Annotated in this window: 17 protein-coding genes and 1 pseudogene; 13 read left to right on the forward strand and 5 right to left on the reverse strand. The window is 62.3% G+C overall.

Translation table 11 applies throughout. The annotated features are described in order from the left end of the window. Nucleotides 1-4 precede the first annotated feature (4 nt). The 3 genes from MRBLPB4O_RS03565 (at nt 5) to MRBLPB4O_RS03575 (ending at nt 4,239) form a co-directional block, all read left to right on the forward strand. Nucleotides 5-631 (forward strand): DNA-3-methyladenine glycosylase, encoded by a 627-nt coding sequence (locus tag MRBLPB4O_RS03565; RefSeq protein ID WP_341797534.1) that lies wholly within the window; start codon nt 5-7, stop codon nt 629-631. Nucleotides 632-718: 87 nt separating this feature from the next. Then, nucleotides 719-1,771, forward strand: coding sequence for a bifunctional DNA-binding transcriptional regulator/O6-methylguanine-DNA methyltransferase Ada (gene ada / locus MRBLPB4O_RS03570; protein WP_341797535.1), 1,053 nt, complete (start codon nt 719-721; stop codon nt 1,769-1,771). A 56-nt stretch (nt 1,772-1,827) separates the two neighbouring features. Continuing rightward, the gene (locus MRBLPB4O_RS03575) at nt 1,828-4,239 is read left to right on the forward strand and encodes a DUF3772 domain-containing protein (RefSeq protein ID WP_341797536.1); all 2,412 of its coding nucleotides are present in this window, start codon (nt 1,828-1,830) and stop codon (nt 4,237-4,239) included. A 131-nt stretch (nt 4,240-4,370) separates the two neighbouring features. Here the strand turns inward: MRBLPB4O_RS03575 and MRBLPB4O_RS03580 are convergent, their stop codons facing one another. From MRBLPB4O_RS03580 to MRBLPB4O_RS03595, 4 genes are all read right to left on the reverse strand, one after another. Further along, complete coding sequence (locus MRBLPB4O_RS03580; protein ID WP_341797537.1) at nt 4,371-5,588, reverse strand: DUF3422 domain-containing protein; 1,218 nt, start codon at nt 5,586-5,588, stop codon at nt 4,371-4,373. A gap of 215 nt (nt 5,589-5,803) precedes the next feature. Further along, nucleotides 5,804-7,234: an aldehyde dehydrogenase family protein gene (locus tag MRBLPB4O_RS03585; protein ID WP_341797538.1), complete on the reverse strand. Its 1,431-nt coding sequence runs from the start codon at nt 7,232-7,234 to the stop codon at nt 5,804-5,806. 13 nt (nt 7,235-7,247) lie between these two features. Continuing rightward, nucleotides 7,248-8,747, reverse strand: coding sequence for a cytosine permease (locus tag MRBLPB4O_RS03590; RefSeq protein WP_341797539.1), 1,500 nt, complete (start codon nt 8,745-8,747; stop codon nt 7,248-7,250). Nucleotides 8,748-8,840: 93 nt separating this feature from the next. Further along, entirely contained in the window at nt 8,841-9,230 is a 390-nt protein-coding gene (locus tag MRBLPB4O_RS03595; protein WP_341797540.1) for a nuclear transport factor 2 family protein, read from the reverse strand. A gap of 312 nt (nt 9,231-9,542) precedes the next feature. On the opposite strand from MRBLPB4O_RS03595, the gene ycaC reads away from it, so the two are divergent. The 7 genes from ycaC to MRBLPB4O_RS03630 all read left to right on the forward strand — a co-directional run bounded on the left by ycaC (nt 9,543) and on the right by MRBLPB4O_RS03630 (nt 17,072). Next, entirely contained in the window at nt 9,543-10,163 is a 621-nt protein-coding gene (ycaC, locus tag MRBLPB4O_RS03600) for an isochorismate family cysteine hydrolase YcaC (RefSeq protein WP_341797541.1), read from the forward strand. 105 nt (nt 10,164-10,268) lie between these two features. Continuing rightward, nucleotides 10,269-11,087 carry a polyphosphate kinase 2 gene (gene ppk2, locus MRBLPB4O_RS03605; protein WP_341797542.1) on the forward strand — a complete coding sequence of 273 codons (819 nt, stop codon included), beginning with the start codon at nt 10,269-10,271 and terminating at the stop codon, nt 11,085-11,087. A 36-nt stretch (nt 11,088-11,123) separates the two neighbouring features. Then, on the forward strand, nt 11,124-12,320 hold the full coding sequence (locus MRBLPB4O_RS03610) for a monovalent cation:proton antiporter-2 (CPA2) family protein (RefSeq protein WP_341797543.1): 1,197 nt from the start codon (nt 11,124-11,126) through the stop codon (nt 12,318-12,320). Nucleotides 12,321-12,359: 39 nt separating this feature from the next. After that, complete coding sequence (locus MRBLPB4O_RS03615) at nt 12,360-13,457, forward strand: AI-2E family transporter (protein WP_341797544.1); 1,098 nt, start codon at nt 12,360-12,362, stop codon at nt 13,455-13,457. A 3-nt stretch (nt 13,458-13,460) separates the two neighbouring features. After that, a complete protein-coding gene (locus MRBLPB4O_RS03620; protein ID WP_341797545.1) occupies nt 13,461-14,975 on the forward strand; it encodes an efflux transporter outer membrane subunit in 1,515 nt (504 codons plus the stop codon). Next, the gene (locus MRBLPB4O_RS03625) at nt 14,972-16,060 is read left to right on the forward strand and encodes an HlyD family secretion protein (RefSeq protein WP_341797546.1); all 1,089 of its coding nucleotides are present in this window, start codon (nt 14,972-14,974) and stop codon (nt 16,058-16,060) included. Before MRBLPB4O_RS03620 ends, MRBLPB4O_RS03625 begins: the two co-directional genes overlap by 4 nt. Next, a complete protein-coding gene (locus tag MRBLPB4O_RS03630) occupies nt 16,050-17,072 on the forward strand; it encodes a DUF2955 domain-containing protein (RefSeq protein WP_341797547.1) in 1,023 nt (340 codons plus the stop codon). The genes MRBLPB4O_RS03625 and MRBLPB4O_RS03630 overlap by 11 nt, the downstream gene beginning before the upstream one ends. Nucleotides 17,073-17,099: 27 nt before the next feature. Here MRBLPB4O_RS03630 and sulP read toward each other — a convergent pair whose 3' ends face one another. After that, nucleotides 17,100-18,812 (reverse strand): sulfate permease, encoded by a 1,713-nt coding sequence (sulP, locus tag MRBLPB4O_RS03635; RefSeq protein ID WP_341797548.1) that lies wholly within the window; start codon nt 18,810-18,812, stop codon nt 17,100-17,102. Nucleotides 18,813-19,376: 564 nt separating this feature from the next. On the opposite strand from sulP, the gene MRBLPB4O_RS03640 reads away from it, so the two are divergent. The 3 genes and pseudogenes from MRBLPB4O_RS03640 (at nt 19,377) to MRBLPB4O_RS03650 (ending at nt 23,711) form a co-directional block, all read left to right on the forward strand. Further along, nucleotides 19,377-23,258 carry a hypothetical protein gene (locus MRBLPB4O_RS03640; RefSeq protein ID WP_025754675.1) on the forward strand — a complete coding sequence of 1,294 codons (3,882 nt, stop codon included), beginning with the start codon at nt 19,377-19,379 and terminating at the stop codon, nt 23,256-23,258. A 116-nt stretch (nt 23,259-23,374) separates the two neighbouring features. Next, nucleotides 23,375-23,506 (forward strand): annotated as a pseudogene (locus MRBLPB4O_RS03645) (integrase); the annotation flags it as partial. 19 nt (nt 23,507-23,525) lie between these two features. Beyond that, nucleotides 23,526-23,711, forward strand: coding sequence for a sigma factor-like helix-turn-helix DNA-binding protein (locus MRBLPB4O_RS03650; protein WP_081735853.1), 186 nt, complete (start codon nt 23,526-23,528; stop codon nt 23,709-23,711). Nucleotides 23,712-23,873: the final 162 nt, after the last annotated feature.

A 23,873-nucleotide genomic window follows, 5' to 3' on the forward strand; every position in this document is an offset into this window, starting at 1 on the left:
CGTCATGATCCTGGCCGACCTTTCGCCCGAGGCCTACTGCGAGGCCACTGAATACCTGGCAGCACTCGACTCGGACTGGTCGCGGCACATTGCTGCAATCGGGCCTTGCCTGCACCAGGCCACGCCCGGGCGTGAGCCCTACGAGGCATTGGTGCGGGCCATCGCCTACCAGCAACTGCATGCCCGTGCTGCCGAAGCAATCCTTGGCCGGTTGCTGGCGTTGTTCCCGGAGGTTGCGTTCCCGACGCCACAGCAGTTGCTGTCGGTCAGCCCGCAAACCTTGCGCGCCTGTGGGTTCTCGGCAAGCAAGATGGCCACGGTGCAAGGCATTGCCCAGGCACGGCTGGAAGGCCTGGTGCCGACGCGGGAAGAGGCATTGGCCATGGCCGACGAGGCACTGATCGAACGCCTGGTGGCCTTGCGTGGGGTAGGGCGATGGACGGTGGAGATGCTGCTGATCTATAGCCTGGAGCGTTCGGACATTCTGCCGGTGGACGATTTTGGCGTGCGCGAGGGGTACCGACGGCTGAAGGGGCTGGACAAGGCGCCGACACCTGCGCAGATGCGCTCGCTGGGCGGCGGCTGGCGGCCGTTTCGAACCGTGGCGGCCTGGTACCTGTGGCGGGCCTGAGGTTTTTGCATCGCCTGAACGGGCCCCTTCGCGGGCATGCCCGCGAAGGGGGCCCGTTCAGGCGACAACTTATCTGGATGCTAACCCATGAATCTCTACACCACCCCCGACCAACGCTGGCAAGCCGTGGAGTCCCGTGACTCCACCGCCACGGGCCACTTCGTCTACGCCGTACGCACCACCGGCGTCTACTGCCACCCCGGCTGCAAATCACGCATGGCCAAGCGCACCAATGTCGAGTTCTACGACACCCCTGCTGGTGCCGAAGCTGCGGGCTACCGTGCCTGCAAGCGCTGTATCAGCAAGGCCAGCACCACCCGCCGCAGCCAACTGGTCACCCGCGCCTGCCGCCTGATCGAAACCAGCGACCCCGCCCCCAGCCTCGACCAGCTCGGTGCGCAACTCGCCGTCAGCCCCTTCCACCTGCACCGCCTGTTCAAGGCCGAAACCGGCGTTACCCCCAAGGCCTATGCCACCGCCTTCCGTGCCCGGCGCCTGCGTGAGCACCTGGAAGACGGGCAGCGTTCAGTCACCGACGCCATCTACGATGCCGGCTTCAACTCCAACAGCCGCTTCTACGAAAGCGCCGATCAGCGCCTGGGCATGCGCCCCCGCCAGTACCGCGCCGGTGGCGCAGGGGCCACCATCCACTTCGCCCTCGGCCAGTGTTCGCTGGGGGCGATCCTGGTGGCCCAGAGCGAGAAGGGCATTTGCGCGATTTTGCTGGGCGACGACCCTGAAGGCCTTCTGCACGACCTGCAGGACCAGTTCCCCAAGGCCCGCCTGATTGGTGGCGATAGCGCCTACGAACAATTGGTCGCCGAAGTGGTGGGCTTTGTCGAAGCCCCGGCGTTGGGCCTGGCGCTGCCGCTGGATGTGCAAGGTACGGCGTTTCAGGAGCGGGTGTGGCAGGCGTTGCGCGAGGTGCCGGCCGGCAGCCGGGTCAGCTACACCGATATTGCCGAGCGTATCGGTGCGCCCAAAGCGGTACGCGCGGTGGCCAAGGCCTGCGCGGCCAACCACATCGCGGTGGCCATCCCCTGCCATCGGGTGGTGCGCCGGGACGGCGACATCAGTGGCTACCGTTGGGGTGTCGAGCGCAAACAGCAACTCCTCAAGCGAGAGACGGCACTCTCCTGATTGCCTGAAGCCGCGTAGAATCCCCCGCCAAATCGAGTTGTGAAGAGGAAACTTCGATGAGGCGTGTCAGCCTTGCCCGTTATTGCCCAGGCCTGATGGCCCTGCTGGCCCTGATGCTGGTTATTGCCAGCCCGGCCTGGTCGGCCCCGGCCACGCCATTGTCTAATCTGGCGGCTGCCGAAGCGCCAGCGCTGGATGAAAACGCCAGCATCGAACAGCTGAGCGACCGGCTGGACCTGATCCGCCAGGGCGTCACCAGTGAGGCCAACGACGACTTGCTGTCGCAGTTGCGCCTGGCGGCGATGCAGGTTCAGCGCCAGGCTGATGCATTGAGTGCACAGCGCACCGCCGACCTGGAAAAGCTCGAGGACAAGCTCAAGGTCATCGGCCCGGTGCAGCCGGACGAGGCCGCCACCCTGACCCAGCAGCGCAAAGCGCTGGAGGCCGAGAAAAAAGCGCTGGTAGCGCAGCAGGACCAGGCCACCAAGCTGAATCAGTCGGCCCGCGACCTTTCCACGCAAATCGTCAACCTGCGCCGTAGCCAGTTCAACTCGCAAATTACCAGCCGTGCGGCCTCGCCACTGACCCCGGCGTTCTGGCAGAGCATCATCCGCCCCACCCAGGACGACGTGGCGCGTCTGCGTGACCTGCGCGGCGAGGCGGCCGACGCCATCGGCAGTGCCTTCAGCGCCGAAAACCGCTGGCTGTTCATTACCAGCCTGGTGGCGGCGATTCTGGTCTGGACCTTGGTGCGGCGCGTGCTCGAGCGCCTGCTGGCCAGTGCCATGGTCGGCTGGTTGCCCGAGGGCCGCTTGCGCCGCAGCGCCCTGGCGCTGGGCGTCAGCCTGGCAACCCTGGGTACCATTGCCGGCTCTGTATCGCTGCTGCGCTGGGGGCTGGAGAGCAGCGCCGAGCTGGGCTCGGATATCGCCAGCCTGGTCAACCACATTCTCACCCTGGTGGTGTTCAGCGCCTTCATCACCGGCCTGGGCCGCGCCATGCTGATGCTGCAGCGCCCGTCCTGGCGCCTGCCGCCGATGCATGACGAAGTGGCCAGTGCGCTCGGTTGGTTCCCCAAGGTACTGGCCTTGGCGCTGATGGTGATGATGACCATGGAGCGCATCAACAGCGTCATCGGCGCCAGCCTGGCGTTGACCGTGGCGGTCAATGGCCTCACCGCGCTGGTCGTGGCGTTGATCTTTGCCGGCGCGCTGCTGCGTTATCGCCGAACCCTGCGCAAGCATGACCTGGAGCGCCCCACCGGTCTGGTCGGGCTGATCCCGTTCGTGATGGTCGTCTGGCTGACACTGATCTTGCTGGCACTGCTTACCGGCTACCTGACGCTCGCCTATTTCCTCACCGCCAAATTGCTGTGGGTCAGCCTGGTGGTCACCTGTGCGTACTTGCTGACCACCTTCTTCGGTGACCTGTGCGAAACCTTGCTGTCGCCACGTCAGCCAGGTGGTTTGGCGCTGGCCTCCACCTTGGGCCTGGCGCCTCGCCACCAGGCGCAGGCCAGCACCATCCTGGCCGGCATCGGCCGTACCATCGTGCTGTTCCTGGCACTATTGCTGGCGCTGATGCCGTCGGGCACCAGCCCCAGCGAGCTGCTGATGAGCCTGGGCGACTGGGACGGCACCGGCGGCAAGCTGCTTGGCAATCTCAACATCGTGCCGCAGGACATCCTGCTGGCCTTGGCGATTTTCTTCGGTGGCCTGTTCGCCATTCGCGTAGTCAAGCGCTGGCTGAGTGAACGCCTGCTGCCGGAAACCGATATGGACGCCGGCATGCGCGCCTCGCTGGTGACCCTGGTCGGTTACCTGGGCTTCCTGTTCCTGGCCATGCTGGTCATGTCGACCCTGCGCATCAACCTCACCAGCCTCACCTGGGTAGTCAGTGCCCTGTCGGTAGGTATCGGTTTTGGTCTGCAGCAGATCGTGCAGAACTTCATCTCCGGCCTGATCCTGCTCACCGAGCGCCCCGTCAAGGTGGGCGACTGGGTCAGCCTGGCGGGCGTCGAGGGTGATATCCGCCGCATCAATGTGCGTGCCACCGAAATCCAGATGTCCGACCGCTCGACGGTGATCGTGCCCAATTCGCAGTTCATTTCGCAGAACGTGCGCAACGTGACCATGGGCAATGCGCTGGGCGTGGTCGGCATTACCCTGACCCTGCCACTGGAGACCGATGCCAACCGGGTACGCGAGTTGCTGCTGACGGCGTACCACGAGCATGAGGCGATTCTGGATGCGCCCGCCACTTCGGTGTCGTTCAAGGACCTGACGGCCAGTGGCATGGTGATTGGCGTCAGTGGTTACGTGGCGGGGCCGCGGCAGGTGTCAGGCACCCGTAGCGACCTGCTGTTCACCATTCTTGGTCGCCTGCGTGATGAAGGCATTCCGCTGTCTTCGCCGCAGAGCATGGTGCTGGTGCAAGAGGGTACGCGCCCCGCTGACGAGTCGGTGTAAAGCGCGGGGCTGCTGCGCAGCCCTTTCGCGGCACAAGGCCGCTCCTACAGGGAATGCGAACGCTATCAGGGCACGCGATCCCTTGCAGGAGCGGCCTCGTGCCGCGAAAGGGGCGCATAGCGCCCCCGAATTCAATGCTGCTTGGCCTGCTTGATCCTCAGCAGAATCACCAACAATACCAGCAGCACCGGCGGCGCCATGGCCAGCAACCCATCCCGCGCCGTCAGCCCCAACCCCAGCACATTCAGCCCGCCATACAGCAGCTTGAACAAATTCAGCAGGTAGTAGGTGATGGCAATGATCGACAGCCCCTCCACCGCCCGCTGGATCTTCACCTGGGCATCGGCCCGGGCATTGAGGCTGCGCAGGATCTCGGCGTTCTGTTCTTCCATTTCTACCTGCACCCGCGCCTGCAACAGGTCGCCCAGGTTTGCCACGTTCTTCGCCAGTTGCTCCAGCCGCTGCTCGGTCGCCGCGCAGTAGCGCACAGTCGGCTTGAACCGACGCTCGATGAACACCCCCAGGCGCTGGCAGTCGCCCACATGGCTTTCCCGCAGCTCGCCCAGGCGTTCGAACACCAGTTGCGCATAGGCCTGGGTGGCGCCGAAGCGGTGGCGGGTTTTTACCGTGTGGCTGACCACCTGGCGTGACAAGTGGGCAATGGCGTCCAGCAGCCCTTTGGAGTCATGGCCGCCCCCCCCGGCACTGCGCTCCGAGAGGCTGACCAAAGTCTTGTCGAAAGTGTCCAGTTCTTGGCTCAGGGCCTTGGCCGTGGCCAGGGTCAGCGAGGCCATCATGCGGTACGTCTCGATTTCCAGCAGACGGCGGATCATGCGGCCCTGGCGGTAGGCATTGAGGCGGCGGTTGATGAACAGGAAACGGTTGGTGCCATCTTCGGTCAGGCGGAAATCGCTCCACACCACCGCATCGCTCCCGCCAACGCACGAGCCGCACGGGTCTTTGAAACCGTAGCGAGGCAGCTCAAGCCCCTGTTCGTCACGCACCAGCACCTGCACGGCGTTGATCACCTGCGCCGCCTGCGGGGCGATGGCTTCGGCCAGCACGGGAGGCAGGGGCCGCCATTCGGTGTCGGTGGCAGCGCACGGCACCACCAGTGTCAGGGTGAAGAACTCGGTGTGCCGTTCCCACTTGAACGGGTGGCCATCCAGGCGGGTAATGCCTTGGGCGGCAGCGGTGTCCAGGGCCTCCGGGCAGCAGCGTTGCAGCAGCGCTGCACAGGCAGCATCACCGCCGAGCAAGGCCAGGTGGAAGACATGCGCAGGGCCGTCGAAGTACAGCGACGGGCGGGCGTGCAATTCGTTGTGCAAGGCGGTGCGTTGAGGGTGCATGGGTGGTCCGGCCTGGTGTTGTGATTGTTGGGGTACCAGGAAGTGGGACTTTGCAGCGGGCGGGGAAAGTCACGCGGGGCGGAGTTTTGTTCCACCTGTGACGGCCTCTTCGCGGGCACGCCCGCTCCCACAGGGGAGCACACAGCCTGAGGTATATGCGGTCGAGGTGGAGGCTGGCTTGCCTGCGAAAGGGCCGCAAAGCGGCCCCTGATAATTCAGCCCAGACACCGGGTCACATGCTTGACCGATTGGTAGGCGGACAACCCCCAAGGCCCCAGCTCGCGGCCGATGCCGCTACCCTTGGTACCGCCCCACGAGGTTTCGACGAACACCGCCTGCACCGAGTTGATCCACACATGGCCAACCTCCAGCGCATCGGCCACACGCTCGGCGCGTTGCAAATCGGCAGAGCACACGGTCGCCACCAGCCCGAAGCGGCTGTCGTTGGCCTCGGCAATCGCCTGCTCTTCACTGGCAAACCGGCGTGCGCACAGCACCGGGCCAAAGATTTCCTCGGTCCACAAGCGGCTGTGTTTCGGCACATCGGTATACAGCGTAGGGCTGACGAACCAGCCGTCGCGGTCCAACGCCTTGCCACCGGCCAGGCACTGCAAGCCTTCTTCCCGCGCCGTGGCAAAGTAGCTGGCCACCTTCAGCCACTGGGCCTGGCTGGTCAGCGGGCCCATGTCGACCTCTTCGGTCAACGGGTTGCCAACCCGCAGGTTTTCCAGTGCCGCCTGCAAGCGTGGCAGCAGCGCATCGGCAATACCGTCCTGCACCAGCAGCCGCGAGGTGGCCGAACACATCTGCCCCGCGTTCCAGCTGATACCAGCAACAATCCACTCGACCGCCTGATCGACATCGCAATCGTCAAACACCACGATGGCCGACTTGCCGCCCAGCTCCAGCGTCACCGGCCGGCACTGTGCCGACGCGCTGCGCATTACCTGGCTGCCGACGCTGTTGCTGCCGGTGAACGACAGTTTGTCCAGGCCATTGTGATTGCTCAGCGCGGCGCCGGTCTCGGCCTTGCCGTTGACGATGTTCAGCACCCCGGCCGGCAGGCCCAGGGCGTCGGCGATGTGGCCGTAGGCCTGTTCGATCAGCGGGGTGACTTCCGATGGCTTGAGCACCACGGTGCAGCCGGCAGCCAGCGCCGGAGCTAGCTTCCAGGCGCTGGTCACCAGCGGGAAGTTCCATGGCACGATCAGGCCGACTACACCCACCGGCTCAAGGCGAGTGCGCGAGGTGAAGCCTGGGGCGGCCAGTGGCACGTCGCGATTCTTCGCAGGCAGTTGCTCGGCCAGCTCGGCGTAGTAGCCGAAGGTGGCGATGGCGTCGTCCAGGTCGATCTCGGCTTCGTGGCGCGGCTTGCCGTTGTTGCGCATTTGCAAGGTGATTAACGCTTCGCGGCGTTGCCCGAGCTGTTCGGCAAAGCCGCGCAGGTAGGCCGCGCGTTCGCTGGCGCTGGAGGTTTTCCAGGCGGGCAGGGCGCTGCGGGCAGCGGTTACGGCCTGGTCGACCTGGGCCACGCTGGCAGCCATGAACTCGGCGAACGGTTGCCCCAGCGCAGGGTCGTTGACGCTGATGCAGTCGCTGCCTTGGCCTTCGACCCAGCGGCCGGCGATGTAGTGGGAATTGGTCATGGTCGGTTTCCAGTCAGGCCATTTCGGCAGTGGTCACAGGCGTGTGCGCGGTGCTTTTGCAACGCACCCAACGCGGGCCCCGGGGGCCATACACGCCAGCAGGTTCAGGGAACAGGTTGAGCAGCAGCAGGTACAGCACGCCAGCCAGCCCCAGGGTGACCGGCAGGCTCAGGTCGATGCCGCCAGCCAGGTCGCCCAGCGGGCCGACGAACTGCCCCGGCAGGTTGACGAAGCACAGGCCGACCGCCGCGCTGGGCAGCCACGCCCCCATGCCGCGCCAGTTCCAGCCATGCAGGAACCAGTAATGGCCGCCACGCTGGCCGCGGGTGAATACCTGCAGGTCATCGGCGTGGTAGAAGCCGCGGCGAGTGATCAGGCCGAGGATCATGATCACCATCCACGGGCTGGTGCAGGTGATGATGAGTACCGCAAAGGTCGACACGCTCTGCACCAGGTTGAAGGTGAAACGGCCGACGAAGATGAAGCCGATCGCCAGCACACCGATCAGCAGCGTGGCGCCGGCGCGGCTGAGCAGGCGCGGGAACACGCTGGACATGTCCAGGCCAGTGCCATACAGCGCAGTGGTGCCGGTGGACATGCCGCCGATCACCGCAATCAGGCAAACCGGCAGGAAGAACCAGCTTGGCGCCACCGCCAGCAGGCCACCCACATAGTTGTTGGCGGCAATGTAGTCCGGTGCCTGGGTCGCTACCAAGGTGGCGGTGCACAGGCCGAACAGGAACGGAATCAGCGTTGCGCCCTGGGCGGCAATTACCGCCAGCATGATGCGCGTCTTGGGTGTTGCACGCGGGATATAGCGCGACCAGTCGCCCAGGAAGGCGCCGAACGACACCGGGTTGCTCATGGCCAGGATCGCTGCGCCGACGAACGCCGCCCAGAAGCCCGCCTGGCCGTGGTTGACGCTACCTGCGTAGCTGGCGTCGAACGGCCCGGCAAAGGCAACGATGCCCAGCAGGAACAGCAGGCTTGAAGCCCACACGGCAATCTTGTTGACCCACAGCATGAAGCGGAAGCCGAAGATGCACACCACCAGTACCAGCACCGCGAACAGGCCGTAGGCCAGGCCCAGGGTGAGGTCGGTTTCCGGCAGGCCGGCCAGGCGCTTGGCGCCGCCGACCAGGGCATCGCCCGAGCTCCACACCGACAGCGAGAAGAACGCCACCGCCGTGAGCAGCGACAGGAACGAGCCGACGATACGCCCGTGCACGCCAAAGTGTGCGCCCGACGACACGGCGTTGTTGGTGCCGTTAAGCGCACCAAACAACCCCATTGGCGCAAGAATCAGCGCGCCCACGCCAACGCCGAGCAGAATGGCCCACACGCCCGCCTGGAACGACAGCCCGAACAGCACGGGGAAGCTGCCCAGCACGGCGGTGGCGAAGGTATTGGCCCCGCCGAAAATCAGGCGGAACAGGTCCAGCGGGGAGGCGTCGCGTTGATCGTCGGGGATCTGTTCGACGCCGTTGGTCTCGATACCGGTCGAGTGGCTCATGGTGATGCTCCAGCGCGGTTGTTGTGGGCCTGCGCGTGCGCGGGCCTTCTTGTGGGTGCGATGGCAGGGCGGCAGGGCCGCGTAAAAAGGTGATCAGGCCGGCGAGACGACCGACAGGTGCTCATGGCAGGCCAGCCACTGGTCACCCTGGCGGCGGAAGACGATGGTCTCGCGTTCGCTCAACTGGTGTTCTTCGCCGGCGATGCGGATATGCGTGGCCACATCGTGCATGAAGATCGCTACGTCACCTTGCAGGCTCACGTGGGCATTGCCCGACTCGCAGGCGAGCACGGCAAAACCTTCGGCCTGCCACTGCGCCCAGAGGTCTTCGTAGGCACGGCGCGACAGCAGCGGTTGCGGCAAGGTGTGGAAAAGGAACGTGGCGTCTTCGCTGAAGCAGGCGAAATAGCGGGCGGTGTCGTTGCTGGCGAACGCGGCAACGAGGTCGGCGGCGGCTTGGCGCACCTGAAGGGTCTGGTCCACGGGAGTGGCCTCACGGTTTTTGTGATTATGGTGAAGCGATTCTGGTGATGGTTGGCGAGGGAACAAATCGCTGGAGGCAAATAATCAGTTCAGGAATTTGTGAAGTGATGTCAGGGTGCAGATGCTATACGGCCTGCACTCTGTGAGAGCGGGCTTGCGCGGTGCCCAAGCAAGACACAGTACCTTGTGGGAGCTGGCTTGCCGGCGATGAGGCCGGTACAGGCAGCAACAAGCGAACCGACTGACGGTCTACCCCACCCTTGATCCTTGCCTACGCTGATACTCCCAACCCGCTGAAGCAAGGAGTTCACCGTGACCTACCAATACAAGCGTCTGGACAAGAACAACGTCGCCGTGCTGCTGGTCGACCACCAGACCGGCCTGCTCTCGCTGGTAAGGGACATCGACCCCGACCGCTTCAAGAACAACGTGCTGGCCCTGTCCGACCTGGCCAAGTATTTCAAGCTGCCAACCATCCTCACCACCAGCTTCGAGACCGGCCCCAACGGCCCGCTGGTGCCGGAGTTGAAAGAGCAGTTCCCTGACGCCCCCTACATCGCACGCCCCGGCAACATCAACGCCTGGGACAACGAAGATTTCGTCAAAGCGGTAAAAGCCACTGGCAAGAAGCAGCTGCTGATCGCTGGTGTGGTCACCGAGGTGTGCGTGGCCTTCCCGGCCTTGTCGGCGCTGGAGGAAGGCTTTGAGGTGTTCGTCGTCACCGACGCCTCCGGCACCTTCAACGAACTGACCCGTGATTCGGCCTGGCGGCGCATGGAGGCGGCCGGGGCGCAGTTGATGACCTGGTTTGGCGTGGCCTGCGAGCTGCACCGCGACTGGCGCAATGACATCGAAGGGTTGGGGACGCTGTTCTCCAACCATATCCCGGACTATCGCAACCTGATGACCAGTTATAACAAGTTGGCCAAATAGCGCCTCGTGGGGGCTGCAAGGCAGCCCCTCACCAATCTGCAAGCGAAGCGGCAAACCGTCATGAATCGACCATACTGACTCTTCATTCGCCTTCAGGAGAGTGTCATGTCGAAGCCGTCCAGGAAGAAACCCACCCAGGAACAGCCAGAGAAACTGGGCGGCAAGGCGTACGAGAAAGCGCTCAAGCACCTGCATGTGGAGCTGGTGAAGTTGCAGGAGTGGGTGGTGGCCAAGGGGCTGAAGGTATGCATCGTCTTCGAAGGCCGCGATGGCGCCGGCAAGGGCGGCACCATCAAGGCCATTACCGAGCGCGTCAGCCCGCGGGTGTTTCGCGTGGTGGCGCTGCCGGCACCGACCGAGCGGGAAAAAACCCAGATGTACCTGCAGCGCTACCTGGGGCATTTGCCCGCAGCGGGCGAGGTGGTGATCTTCGATCGCAGTTGGTACAACCGGGCGGGCGTCGAGCGGGTAATGGGCTTTTGCTCCGACGAACTCGTCGACAAGTTCCTCACCGGTGTGCCCGTGTTCGAAAAGGTCATGGTCGAGTCGGGGATCATCCTCATCAAGTACTGGCTCGAGGTAAGCGCCGAGGAGCAGACCCTGCGCCTGCAGGATCGCATCAACGATGGCCGCAAGCTGTGGAAGCTTTCGCCCATGGACCTCAAGTCGTATACCCGCTGGGATGACTACACCCAGGCGCGTGACGACATGTTCACCGCCTCGGATACCGCCTGGGCGCCGTGGTTCATGGCCCATTCCAACGATAAACGCCGCGCCCGCCTGAACATCATCAGCCATCTGCTCAGCCGGATTCCGTACAAGGACATCACCCGTGACCAGGTGGTGAAGCTGCCCAAGCGGGGCAAGATCGGCAAGTACAAGGCTGTGGCCTACCCGTTCAAGGTCGTCGAAGAACGCTTCTGAACCCCTCCCTGCGGGGAGCTGCGAGGGTAAGAGCTCATGCCACATGACGGCAGCCTGTTGCAGGCGACGGTGGTGTTCCTGCTGGCCGTGGTGCTTCTGGTGCCACTGGCGCAGCGTTTGCGGATGGGCGCTGTGCCAGGGTATCTGCTGGCAGGCATGCTTATCGGCCCATCAGTGTTCGGCCTGCTGAACAACCCCGACAACGTGGCGCGTCTGTCGGAGATGGGCGTGGTGATGCTGTTGTTCGTCATTGGTCTGGAGCTGTCGCCCCGGCGGTTGTGGACCATGCGCCGGGCGCTGTTCGGTGTAGGTACCCTGCAAGTGGGGCTGACCGCCGTGGTGCTTGGGCTGCTGGCCTATTGGCTGTTCGACCAGTCCAGGCCGGCCGCCATCGTGCTGGGCGTAGGCCTGGCGCTGTCTTCCACTGCCTTTGGTTTGCAGGTACTGGCCGAGCGCAAGGACCTGGGCAAACCGCACGGCCGCCTGGCTGTGGCCATCCTGCTGTTTCAGGACATCGCCGCCATTCCCTTGATTGCCGTGGTGCCGCTGCTCGGTGGCAATGTCAGCACCGCCGACGAAGGGGCTTGGCCGCTGCTGGCTGTGGCTGTGGGCATTGGTGTGCTGATTATCTTTGGTCGCTATCTGTTGACCCCGGTGTTCAAGTGGACGGTGGGTTCGGGCCTGCCCGAGCTGTCCACCGCCACGGCCTTGCTGGTGGTGCTTGGCACCGCCTGGTTGATGGAACACGTGGGCGTGTCGATGGCGCTAGGGGCATTTCTGGCCGGCGTGCTGATGGCCGAGTCGCCGTTTCGCCACGAGCTGGAAACCCAGATCGAACCGATCAAGGGCTTGCTGCTGGGGCTGTTTTTCGTGGGCGTGGGGATGAGTGCCGACCTGCACCTGCTGTTCGGCATGCCGCTGGCGGTGTTGGGGCTGACGCTACTGCTGGTGAGCATCAAGCTGCCGTTGCTGTATGGCCTGGGGCGCATGGCCGGTGGCCTGAACCCGTCCCAGGCGTTGTGCCTGGGCGTGGTGCTGGCCTCCGGGGGCGAGTTTGCCTTCGTGGTGTTCAAGCTGGCGCGGGACCACCAGGTGTTATCGCCCCAGGTGCATGACTTGCTGGTACTGGCCATCACCCTGTCGATGGCCGTGGTGCCGTTGGTGATGATGGCCTTGGCGCGGCGGCTGCGCGACGTCCCCCCCGCGCAGGCAACCCCGGAAACGGACCCCTGAATCGAAACACACGGCGAACGGAATGTTCGGAGGTGCAGCATGCAACCGGGTATCAAGCTGGACAGCGCGCTGTCGCGTGGCTTGCTCGATGTGTTGATCAAGGCTGGCCTGGTGGCCGCCTTGGTGATATTCGCCTTCCAGGTGTTCCAGCCGTTCCTTGAGCTGATGCTGTGGGGGGTGATCCTGGCGGTTACCTTGTACCCGTTGCATTGCCGCCTCCAGCGCCGTACCGGGTTCAGGCAAGGGTATGCGGCAACGCTGGTCGTGCTGCTGGTACTGCTCGTGCTGCTGGTGCCGATATACCTGGTGGTAATGTCGATCGGCGAATCGGTGGACAGCCTGGTGGCATTGCTCAAGAGCGGTGCCTGGAGCGTGCCTGCACCTGCCGAGTCCGTGCAGGCTTGGCCATTGATCGGGCCAAAGGTATACGCGCTGTGGTTGGCGGCTTCCGAAAACATGGCCAGTGTGCTGAACCAGTGGATGCCCCAGCTCAAGGGCGCCGGGCGCACCCTGTTGGGGGCGGCAGCCAGCGCTGGTGCGGCCTTCCTGCTGTTTATCGGCGCGATCATTGTCTCCGGGGTGATCATGGCCTTTGGTGACCGCGGCCAGGTCGCGGCGCAGCGCATCGCCATGCGGGTATCGGGCGAAGAGCGGGGCAAGCCACTGGCCAGGCTGTGCACCGCGACCATTCGCGCGGTGGCGCAGGGCGTGATCGGCATCGCCTTCATCCAGATGCTGCTGATCGGCGTCGGTTTTGTGGTCAAAGGGGTGCCCGGGGCCGGCATGCTGGCCATCGTCATCCTCATGCTGGGGATTGCCCAGGCACCCGCTACCCTGGTCACGGTGCCGGTGATCATCTACGTGTTCAACGTCGAAGGCTTCACTGTGGCGACCATCATCTTCGCCATCTACACCTTTGTCGCCGGGCTGGCCGACAACGTGCTCAAGCCGCTGCTGCTGGGGCGCGGTGTGGACGTACCCATGCCGGTGGTGCTGATCGGGGCACTGGGCGGCATGGTGGTCAAAGGCATCATCGGCTTGTTCATCGGCCCGGTGATCCTTGGCGTAACTTACGTGTTGTTCTGGCAATGGGTTGCGCTGCAGGTGCCGGAGCAACCGGCACCACCTGCTGCCTGAGCCATGCCCAACCGCCGCTGTGGCCTGGGCCTGCTGATGGTGCTGGCCGGCTGCACCCAGGTCGGCCCGGATTTCGAAAAGCCCCAGGCGCCGTGGCTGGACGGCTGGAGCACGCCATTGCTGGAACAGGCAGGGCGTAGCGCCGCAACACCCGACCTGCGCCAGTGGTGGGCGGTGTTTGCCGACCCGATGCTGGACGCGCTGATTGCCGAGGCCGACGCCAACAACACCAACCTGCGCCTGGCTGGCCTGCGCATCGCTGAAGCCCGCGCCCAGTTGGCCATCGTGCAGACCGGGCGTTATCCACAGCTGCAGCAGCTGAGTGCGCAGAGCCTGTACCTGAAGCAGAACCAGTCCGGCACTGCCACTGCGCGCGACTCGGTGTTCTGGCAATCCAGTGTCGGCTTCGACATTGGCTGGGAAATCGACTTCTGGGGCCGCTTCAGTCGCGCCATCGAAAGCGCCGATGCTCTGTACTTCGCCTCTGAGGCCAACTATGCCGACGCCATGCTGCTGCTGCGTGCCCAAGTGGCCGACACCTACTTTGCCCTGCGTACTGCCGAGGCGCGGCTGGATATCGCGCAAGAGAACGGCAAGCGCCAGGCGCGCAGCCTGGAGATCACCGAACGGTTGTTCCGCCATGGCGAAAATGACGAACTCGACTGGCAGCAAGCGCGTACTCAATATCTGGCAACCCTGGCCACCATCCCCGAATTCGAGAACCAGCTCAACGCCCTGCGTAATGTGTTGTGCACGTTGCTGGGCCGCCCACCCGGGCCGCTGCCGCAGCTGGATGGCGGCCATGGCCAGCTGCCGTTGCCAGACCGCGCCGTGCTGCAGGACGTACCTGCCAGCCTGCTGCAGCGTCGCCCGGATATCCGCGCCGCCGAGCAGGCAGTGGCGGCGCAGTCGGCGTTGGTCGGCGTGGCCGAGGCGGATCTTTATCCACAGCTGAGCCTGCTGGGCAGCATCGGCTGGAGCTTTGTCTCGGCCAGCCACCTGCCCAATACCTTCGACATCGCCGCCGGGCCCAGCCTGATCTGGAACCCGTTCGACTATGGCCGGCGCAAGAACGCTGTGCGCGTAGAAGATGCCCGCTTGCAGCAACTGATCGAGTTGTACCACCTGAGCGTGCGCGAAGCCGCCCGTGAGGCCGACGATGCCGCCAGCGGGCTGGTGCGCTCGCTGCAGAGTGCAACCATTCGCGACCAGGCCTCCCAGGCTGCGCAACGCTCGCTGAACCTGGCCAGCTCGCAGTACCGCGAAGGCTTCGCCGACTTCCAGCGCGTGCTCGACGCCCAGCAACTGCTATTGCAACAACAGGACGGCTACCTGGTCAGCCGCGGTAATGCCGTAAGCAGCCTGGTGACCTTGTACAAGGCCTTGGGCGGTGGCTGGGACACCAGCCGCGCACCAATCGACCCAGCCACGCGTCAGCAGATGCAACAACGTACCGACTGGGGCGACCTGCTCGACCCGCCAGCCCCCACCGCACATGCAGAAGGTGAAAGCCAATGAGCGACGCCACGCCCCCGCCAGCCCCTGATCGCGGCATGCGCTGGGTACTGCTGCTGATCGCCGTGAGCCTGCTCTGGTACCTGCTGGCCGACCGCTTCACGCCTTACACCCAGCAGGCGCGCCTGCAGGCCTACGTGGTGCCGGTGGCCGCCGAGGTGGCAGGGCAGATCAAGCGGGTGGCAGTAGGCAACAACCAGGACGTGCGCCAGGGCGATGTGCTGTTCGAACTCGACCAGCAGCAGTACCGCATTGCCTTAGCCCGCGCCAAAGCAGACCTCGATACGGTGCGCCGGCAGATCGGCGCCAGTACCGCCGGCATCGATTCGGCCCAAGCAGCGCTGGTGGCCGCTCAGGCCAACGAGCGCAAGGCGCGGCAGGATGCCGAGCGGCTCAAGCGCCTGATCGATGAGGACCCAGGCACGGTATCGGTGCGCCGCCTGGAAGGCGCCCAGGCCACCCGCGACCAGGCCATCAGCCAAGTGGCAGCGGCCCGTGCCGAAGTGGAGCGCGCCCGTGAGCAGCAGGGCGGGGCGCAAGATGACAACGCCCAGTTGCGCAGTGCCGCAGCTAACGTGGAAAAGGCTCGCCTGGACCTTGCCCGTACCGTGGTGCGCGCCGACGCCAACGGCCTGATCACCGATTTGCGTACCGACGTTGGCCACTATGTCGGGGCTGGCAGCCCGATGATGACCCTGATCACAATCCATGACGTGTGGATAAGTGCCGACATGACCGAGAACAACCTCGGCCGCCTGCGCCCCGACACCCCGGTGCTGGTAGTGCTTGATGCGCTGCCCGGCACCGTGCTGAAGGGGCGTATCCGCAGCATCGGCTACGGCGTGAGCGTGGGCCAGAGCACCCCGCCGGGCACATTGCCCACCGTGCAGAACAGCCGCGAGTGGCTGCGTTCGGCCCAGCGCTTTCCGATGATTGTCGAGCTGGAGCGTGATCAGCTGCCGGACAAGCGCGGGCTGCGGGTAGGCGGGCAGGCGGAGGTCATGGCGCTGCCCAGCGAAGGTAACCCGCTGAACCTGCTGGGCCGGCTGTTCATGTGGTTGATGAGCTGGTTGTCCTATGCCTATTGAGTTGCGCCGCCTGCGCGCCCTGCGCCTGGCCTGGGGTGTGGCGCTGTGCCTGGCGGTGAGTTTTGGCATTGGCTTGCCGGTGCCGATCCTGGCACCGGTGTTCGCTGTGCTGTTGCTGGCCATGCGCAGCCACCCACTGCCCCTGCGAGCGGCGCCGGCCCTGGCGGTGCTGGTACTGCTCGCCTGTGGCAGCGGGCTGTTGCTGATTCCGCTGTTGCGCCACGCACCGCTGAGCGGGGTGTTGCTGGTGGGCGTAGGTGTTTTCCTCACCTTGCGCTACGCCCTTGAGGGCGGCAACGGCCTGCTGGCCAACTTGCTGGTGGTCGGCCTGACCATGATCGCCGCCGCCGGCACCAGCGACTTCACCTTGGCGCTGTCGGTGGTCGAAGCGCTGGCCAAAGGCATGCTGCTGGCAGTGCTGGGCACGGCGCTGGCGCATATGCTGTTTCCCGAACCTGCTGGTGCATCGGCGCGACCGGTACCACCGCTGCCGGGCAGCGAGCATGTCAGCTGGGTGGCATTGCGCGCCACGCTGATCGTGATGCCTGCGTTTCTGCTGGCGTTGATTGCCCCGGACCAGTACATGCCGCTGATCATGAAGGCGGTAAGCCTGGGGCAGCAGGCCGGGGAAACCCGCGCACGGCATGCCAGCCGAGAGCTGATTGGTTCGACCTTGCTTGCCGGCCTGCTGGCGATACTGATGTGGGGCGCGTTGAGCCTGTTCGTGCACCTGTGGATGTTCTTCCTCTGGGTGCTGCTGTTCGTCCTGTGGCAGGCGCGGCGGCTGTATCAGGCGGTGCCCAACCGGCAGAGCCCGGCGTACTGGGTCAGTTGCCTGACCACCATGCTGATCTTGCTGGGGCAGTCGGTGCAGGACAGTGCGGGTGGGCAGGATGTGTACAAGGCCTTTGCGGTGCGCATGGCCTTGTTTCTGGCGGTCTCGGTGTATGCCAGTGCCATGTTGATCTGGATTGACCGGCTTCGTGCTCGGCGTGCGCTGCTTCGCGGGTGAGTTCGCGAAGCAGCCAGCACAGGGAACCTAGGGCTGCCAATCAACCCCACTTTCTTCCAGATAGGCATCCACAGCGGCACCCACCGTGGGGTGAAAGGCCTTTTCCCCCATATGCTGAAACAACCCGAACCGCCGCATCTTGTCCTTCACCGGGTCTTTCATCTCGGCAAACTGCAATTCCACCCCTCGTGCCTCCAGTGCACGGTCCAGCTCGGCCAGCATATCTGCCGAGGTGATGTCGATACTGGTCACCGGTTCCGCGGCGATTAGCAGCCGCTGCACCGGCGTCGGCGACTCGTCTACAGCCGCCATCACTGTGCTCTGGAACTGCTCGGCATTGGCAAAGAACAGCGGCGCGTCCCAACGCAGCAACACCAGCCCCGGAATGCGTCGTGCCTGTGGATAACGCTGCACATCGTGGTACCCCCGGGTGCCATCCACCCGGCCCAGCACTGCATGGTGTGGCCGCCAGCCGTCCCACAGAAACTCGATCACCGCTATTGCCACCGCAATGCAGATACCGGGAATGGCGCCAAACACCGCCACGCCGACGAAGCAGGTGAACGACAGCCAGAACTCCCACTGCTGCATGCGGAATATACGTTTGAGGTCGGCGAACTCGAACAGCCCCACTGCTGCGGCAATCACCACAGCCGCCAGGGCGCTGTTGGGCAGGTGCTGCATCAGGTTGGGCGCCACCAGCAGCAACAGGGTGACCGCCAGCGCACCGATAATGCCGGTGAGCTGGGTTTGCGAACCGGCAGCTTCGGCCACCGGTGTGCGCGACGAGCTGCTGCTGATGGGGATGCCCTGAAACAGCCCTGAGGCGAGATTGGCTACGCCCAGGCCAAACATTTCCTGGTTCGGGTTGACCGGCATTTTCAGGCGTGCGGCATAGGAACGTGACAGCACACTGGTATCGGCGAACGACACCAGCGCCACCGCGATGCCGCCAAGCAGCACCTCCACCAGGTCGATATCGCTGACCCAGGGCAAGGCAAAGCTGGGCAGCCCTTGCGGCAACTTGCCGAGCACTTTCACGCCTTGCTGGTCGAGCCCCAGCAGGCTCACCGCCAGCGTGGCCAGTACCACGGCAATGAGGATGCCTGGCAGGCGCTTGAATGGCTTGAGCAGCAGGATCAGCGCCAAACTGGCGCCACCGACCATGAAGCTTGGCCAATGACCCTGGCCGGCGAGCAAGGCCTGGATCAGGTTCCAGATATCCCGCAGTGGGCCTTGGCTGTCCACGGACAGGCCGAACAGTTTGGGCAGTTGGCTGATCAACACCGTCAGGGCGATGCCGTTCATGTAGCCATAGCGGATCGGCTTGGACAGCAACTCGGTGATGAAGCCCAGGCGCAGCAGTCCGGCAATCACACAGAACGCCCCGGCGACCAGCGCCATCATGCTGGCGATGGCGATTGCCCGCTGCGGGTCGCTCGCAGCGTACTGCACCACCACCGCCAGGATCGGCGCGGCCAGTGCCGAGTCCGGGCCCAGCACAAGGATGCGGCTAGGGCCGAACAGGGCGTAGGCCAGCAACGGGATGATGGTGGCGTACAGGCCGTAGATACCGGGTACGCCGGACGCTTCGGCGTAGGCGATGCCCACGGGGACCAGCATGGTTGTCAGCACCAGGCCGGCGGCGATGTCCTTGGCTAGCCAGGCGCGTTGATAGTGGAGCAGGGTGACCAGGCCGGGCAGCCAGCGTTGCCAGTCGACGCGAGGTGGTTCGGGCATGGCGCAGGCTCTGGGGGAGGAGGGTGCTCCATCACAGCTTAGATGCTGACATCGGGGGCCGCTTTGCGGCCCATCGCTGACCAAGCAACATCCTGGCCCCGGCTTTTTCTCGGCCGGTGCTGCAAATGCATGGCCCTTAAACACAAAACCCCCGTATCGCTTGGCGATTACGGGGGTTTTGAAGTCTTTCAAGTACCGTGGAGTTCCACGGCACCCATCAGACGTTGTATCCCCACCGTTTACTAATCATCTATGGACATTCTTTTAAGTGCTTGATTTGTATGGTGTTAATTTCAAAATAAAATGTCAATAGGTTTCTAGCGTTTTCATCATTCCTTTTTAAAAAATGTCCATACGTTTGTTACGGCGTACATAAGCGTGTACCTAAAGGATCCTCCCGGCCAGAGGTGAATACCCGTAGGACTCTGGATTTCCCAGTTTGGTTTGCAGCCATGCTAGCCGGATTGAACTATCCCTCAACTATTTCGACTTGCCAGTCCTTGCTGTGTCAAAAGGCCTTTAGGCTATAAGATAAGTCCTCAGTCAGCCTGACGCCCCCCAAAAATGCACACACTATTTCACGTAGATACAGCGGACATAAAAGCCCTTAACGACGAGCAAGCGCGCGCACTGATCGCAAGACTGTGTCGGGCCGAGATTCGCAAGCACGGTGGCTCAGAGTCGGCCGTCACCTGGGGTGGCGATCAAAGAGCAAAAGATGGAGGGGTGGACGTCAGGGTAGAGATAAATCCGCCACTGGATATATCTGGCTATCTACCCAATGACAACACAGCCTTTCAGGTAAAGGCCGAGGTGTTCCCCCCTAGCAAGATACCTGGGGAAATGGCGCCCAAGGGAGTGCTAAGGCAAGCAATACGCGACCTCGCCACGATCGAAGGAAGTTATGTCATCGCCGCGACGCGAGACGACACCTCCGAATCCGCTCTCGATCTGCGACTCAATGCGATGCGATCTTGCTTGTCGGCCAACGGCCTCTGCTCCTCGCCGCATATTGCCTTCTATGACGCGAGAAAGATTGCAGACTGGGTCGAGCAACACCCAGCGATCGTCGCCTGGGTAAAACACCAGTTGGGCAAACCACTGGTGGGTTGGCGCCCATACTCGGGATGGGCCTACCAAGAGACGACCGTCGACTCCGAATATCTGATCGATGATCGAGTCAATGTGTTCACGCCTGACGCAGAGAAGGGCATTAATGTTTCGGCCGCCATTGATCGCCTGCGTATCGACCTGTCGAAGGGGGCAAGCGTACGCATTGTCGGCTTATCTGGCGTCGGTAAAACGAGACTGGTACAGGCGCTCTTCGATCCGCGCGTGAGGGCACATCAGGCTGCGCTTAGTGCTGACGACGTGCTGTACACGGACCTTTCAGATGGACCTTCACCTCAACCATCAGCGATGCTCGAAGCGCTAATTGAAGACGGTAGTCAGTGTGTTCTCGTCGTGGACAACTGCGGAGCTGACACTCATCAGAGGCTCACCGAGCTGCTGAAAAAGTCTGGCAGCAAGATAGGCTTGGTTACTGTTGAGTACGACGTTCGGGACGACTTACCAGACGCCACGAAGTGCTACCGTCTCGAAGGCTCCTCCGATGACGTAATCAAGCAGCTTCTTCAGCGGCGTTATCCAGTCCTATCGTTCAGTGATGTCGATACCATCACCGCATTCTCCGACGGTAACGCTCGCGTCGCGTTTGCGTTGGCAGCGACTGTTACGACGACTGGTGAGCTGGCGCGGTTGCGAGACTCCGACTTGTTCAAGCGCCTGTTTCATCAGAAGAACGCCGAGAATGAAGATCTCCTCAGCTGCGCTGAAGCGGCCAGTATTTTGTACTCGTTCGACGGCGAGGACGATGGCCCTGGCTCAGAACTCAACAAAATTGCCGCTGTTGCTGACGTTTCATTGATCACCCTAAAGCGAAAAGTGGTTGATTTACAGCGAAGAGGTCTCGTACAGGAGCGCGGCAAATGGCGTGCTGTTTTGCCACACGCGATTGCTAATCGACTTGCAGCCCAGGCACTAGAAGCGATACCCAAATCGCAGATCGTGAATGCCTTTGTCGATAACGCGACCGACCGTGTTGCCCGGTCGTTCTCTCGGCGACTTGGTTACCTACATGAAAGCGCAAAAGCCGCCGAGCTCGTACGGGACTGGCTCTCGCCATCCGGGCGCTTGGGCGATCTAACGGCTCTCAATGACATTGGCCATGAGATCTTTCACAACATTGCGCCTGTATCTCCAAAGATTGCTCTAGCGGCAATTGGACGGGCTGCCAATATCCCTAGCTTTCTTTCGGATGAAAACAGGCAACGTGCTCAGTATGCGCAGACGTTGAAAGCCATCGCGTTCGAAGACGAAGACTTCGATATCGCCGCCGATATTCTTGTCCGATTCGCCTTGGCGGAGCCCCAGGAAACTGGGGGGCACGAATCCACTGAAGGAATTCTAACGTCTCTGTTTTTCTGCGTGCTATCCGGAACGAATGCCCCACCCACTCAAAGGGCAAAATTCGTCAGAGAACTACTTGAATCGGGGGACTCCAAACGAGAGCAGTTGGGGCTTTTAGCGCTCGAAGCGGCGCTTGAGACAGGATATTTTTCCTCCGTGAGCAGATTCGATTTTGGAGCCCGAAAGCGCAGCGAGGGATGGGCTCCTGCATCCAGCTCAGATGTTAATGCGTGGTACATGCCATTCATTCGCATAGCACTAGACATTGGTAAGCAGACGTCCGAGCTTTCTGAAAGTTGCAGATCTATTTTGGGACGCCGCTTAAGAGGGCTTTGGGTTGACACGAATCTGAGGCCAGAAGTGTGTGCAGCAATAGAAGAACTGGCTTCAGTCCTGAGCTGGCCTCAGGGTTGGTTTGGGATCAAAAACATTCTCCGCTTTGACTCGGGTCAACTCGATGAGCCGGTTCAAAACGAGCTGCGCGAACTGGAGAAACTTCTCAAGCCGAAGTCTATACCCGACATGATTCGAGCTCGATTTCTAGAATCGAATCAATTCGACCTAGATCTTGATGACGATGATACAGATCAGATCGCTGAAACGACTGGGGAGCGCATCCGCAGATCAAACCAGGTCGTGGAGGAGCTCGGGGAGGCTGCTGCCACCACTGAGGGCCTTCTCTTGGAGTTACTCCCGCAATTGCTCTCAACTAAGTCAGGAGCCAGTGCATTTCCTTTTGGGGTTGGGGTTGGTAAACACATTGCGGACCCGAGCTGGATTTTGGATGCGGCGAAAGAACATATCGCCACTGCCTTGCCCGGAACGATTGGTTTCTCGTTCCTCCGCGGCTTGCTTAGCGGCTGGCATCACGCATCTCCAGCTTCAGCCCAGCAGTTTCTCGACAGCGCGGTGAGTGATGCAATTTGGGTCAAATGGATCATGGACCTGCATTGCAGCATACCGATGAACCAAGCGGCTTACGCTCGAATCCACCAATCAATCAACGCTGGAAGTACTCCTGCCTGGCAATACTCATATCTCGGGATGGGCAGGCAGACCGACTCATTCTCTGTTGCAGAGATTGGCGAGCTGCTTTCTGCGATAGCACTGCTGCCAGATGGTGGTGTCGTGTGTCTCGACGTCCTTGCCATGGTCGTCCACTGCGCGTCAGATCGCGATGAGGGGTATAAAGATTCACTGGCGGCAACCTGCCTCAATCTTCTGGGCACGGTAGAATGGGGAAAGGTTTTTGGAGATCGTGCCAACAGTGGATACCGCCTTAAGAGCATATTGGAATTTTCCTTGAAGCGATTAACTTCTTCCGACGCAGCGCAGGAGGTGCTGGACAGTCTAGTTGCCTTTGCGCGCACGAGAGAATGTAGGTACTTCGACAGGGGCGTCATCAAAGACGCCATCTCACCGTTCCTCAGGCACATGCCGCGACGAGCGCTCGACGCGATCTATGTTCCCGGAGAAGAGGCTTACTACCGTCAGGTGTTGCCGGTAATTGGGCGCCCATACACTGATCGCAAAGAGACAGCCCTCAGCGTAGTCCCAGTGGACATTTTGATCGATTGGTGTAATGCCTCGCCGTCTGATCGTTACGTGTTTGCGGCGCGGAGCTGCAAGCTATTCGATACCCGAAGTCGAGCAAGTGAAGAGCATACCAATATCGACTCTGCGAACGATTCTGAGTTGGTTATTTCGGATGTCGCGCTGGCTGTGCTCGCTAATGCTCCTGATAAGAAGGCTGTAATCGAAGCCTATTTGAAACGATTTACGCCTTCAGGCTGGTCCGGGTCTTTGGCTGCAATCCTGAAGAAACGGATTCCGCTTCTCGATGCTTTGAGTCTCGATAACGAAGAACAGCTGAAGCCAGTATTGGCGACAGCTAGAGCGAGCCTCGAACGAAGAATCGCAGCGGAAGAGCTTCGAGAGGACGTAGAGGAGCGCGAGCGTACTGAGAGCTTCGAATAGGCTAGGCCCACGACTCCATTGGCCGGTAACTGCCCGTCCTAACCGGCAGCTATGGGTCGGTTAGCGCCTCTGGATCGGGCTGATATTCTTGTCCTCCCTCAAATGTAGGACAAGCCATGAACGCTATTAAAACCAGCAGCCATCAGCCTTGGAACAAAGGAAAATTGGTCGGGCAAAAATCTGCGCTCCGACTGAAAGATATCTGGGCCATTCGGGTAAGGCTTCAGATCGCGGAGGAAACTCGTGATTCCCGCGTTGCAACAGGTGATGCAGGTGATCGCCGAATTGCCGCCGCGCTGCCGCGAAGTCTTCATCCTGTGCCGTATCGATGGGCTAGATCACCAGCAGGTTGCCGAGCGCTTAGGCATTTCCAAAAGCACCGTGGTTTCCCAGATGGTCAAGGCTAGGTATCGCACCGTGCTTTCAAGTTTTGTATGGCCGAGTAGGAGCTGAACTGCTCTCAGGTTCCTTGTCCTGTGATAGATCAGCGATGCCTTTGTACGCCTCATCGTGTGGGTGCCGTACATAGCTGGATCTGTAATCGCTCTTATGGGAGTCCTCCCGCGGCAGCCGCTTCGGCTTCAAGCAGCACTCCATCGGTATCTGCGGCTATGA

The organism is Pseudomonas sp. LPB4.O (assembly GCF_038383825.1).
Taxonomy (GTDB): domain Bacteria; phylum Pseudomonadota; class Gammaproteobacteria; order Pseudomonadales; family Pseudomonadaceae; genus Aquipseudomonas; species Aquipseudomonas putida.

What these genes read in the sequence shown, in the direction of transcription:
- MRBLPB4O_RS03630 (WP_341797547.1), top strand. Translation starts at nt 16,050, where the DNA reads ATGCCTATTGAGTTGCGCCGCCTGCGCGCCCTGCGCCTGGCCTGGGGT.
- MRBLPB4O_RS03565 (WP_341797534.1), top strand. Translation starts at nt 5, where the DNA reads ATGATCCTGGCCGACCTTTCGCCCGAGGCCTACTGCGAGGCCACTGAA.
- MRBLPB4O_RS03585 (WP_341797538.1), bottom strand. Translation starts at nt 7,234, where the DNA reads ATGACCAATTCCCACTACATCGCCGGCCGCTGGGTCGAAGGCCAAGGC.
- MRBLPB4O_RS03580 (WP_341797537.1), bottom strand. Translation starts at nt 5,588, where the DNA reads ATGCACCCTCAACGCACCGCCTTGCACAACGAATTGCACGCCCGCCCG.
- MRBLPB4O_RS03650 (WP_081735853.1), top strand. Translation starts at nt 23,526, where the DNA reads ATGCAGGTGATCGCCGAATTGCCGCCGCGCTGCCGCGAAGTCTTCATC.
- MRBLPB4O_RS03610 (WP_341797543.1), top strand. Translation starts at nt 11,124, where the DNA reads ATGCCACATGACGGCAGCCTGTTGCAGGCGACGGTGGTGTTCCTGCTG.
- MRBLPB4O_RS03590 (WP_341797539.1), bottom strand. Translation starts at nt 8,747, where the DNA reads ATGAGCCACTCGACCGGTATCGAGACCAACGGCGTCGAACAGATCCCC.
- MRBLPB4O_RS03620 (WP_341797545.1), top strand. Translation starts at nt 13,461, where the DNA reads ATGCCCAACCGCCGCTGTGGCCTGGGCCTGCTGATGGTGCTGGCCGGC.
- ppk2 (WP_341797542.1), top strand. Translation starts at nt 10,269, where the DNA reads ATGTCGAAGCCGTCCAGGAAGAAACCCACCCAGGAACAGCCAGAGAAA.
- MRBLPB4O_RS03625 (WP_341797546.1), top strand. Translation starts at nt 14,972, where the DNA reads ATGAGCGACGCCACGCCCCCGCCAGCCCCTGATCGCGGCATGCGCTGG.
- MRBLPB4O_RS03575 (WP_341797536.1), top strand. Translation starts at nt 1,828, where the DNA reads ATGAGGCGTGTCAGCCTTGCCCGTTATTGCCCAGGCCTGATGGCCCTG.
- ada (WP_341797535.1), top strand. Translation starts at nt 719, where the DNA reads ATGAATCTCTACACCACCCCCGACCAACGCTGGCAAGCCGTGGAGTCC.
- MRBLPB4O_RS03615 (WP_341797544.1), top strand. Translation starts at nt 12,360, where the DNA reads ATGCAACCGGGTATCAAGCTGGACAGCGCGCTGTCGCGTGGCTTGCTC.
- MRBLPB4O_RS03640 (WP_025754675.1), top strand. Translation starts at nt 19,377, where the DNA reads ATGCACACACTATTTCACGTAGATACAGCGGACATAAAAGCCCTTAAC.
- sulP (WP_341797548.1), bottom strand. Translation starts at nt 18,812, where the DNA reads ATGCCCGAACCACCTCGCGTCGACTGGCAACGCTGGCTGCCCGGCCTG.